General features: G+C 43.2%; 1 protein-coding gene. It reads left to right on the top strand.

Annotation, left to right across the window (positions count from 1 at the left end):
- Positions 1–73: 73 nt before the first annotated feature.
- On the top strand, positions 74–266 hold a 193-nt coding region (locus AAEY88_RS13955; RefSeq protein ID WP_350563341.1), incomplete at its 3' end, for an isocitrate/isopropylmalate family dehydrogenase.

Here is a 266-nt window from a genome sequence, read left to right as displayed (position 1 = left end):
CTATGGTTCGGGTTTATAACTTAATTTATCGAGCACAAAAAGTGTCTGATTTAAAACAACAAAGGAAAGCAGGATGAGTAAAACACATTACAGCGTTGCCGTATTAGCGGGCGACGGTATTGGCCCAGAAGTTATGGCAGCTGCAGAGCAAGTGCTTGATGCAGTCAGTGATAAGTTTGGCTTTACTCTGAACCGTGAACACCATGCTATTGGTGGTGCTGCCATTGATGAATTTGGCAAAGCACTTCCTGATACGACCTTAAAAG

It is taken from the genome of Psychrobacter sp. CAL346-MNA-CIBAN-0220 (assembly GCF_040309805.1).
GTDB lineage: Bacteria > Pseudomonadota > Gammaproteobacteria > Pseudomonadales > Moraxellaceae > Psychrobacter.
The sequence above is the reverse complement of the archived record's forward strand: the minus strand, read 5'-3'. Positions and strand labels throughout refer to the sequence as shown.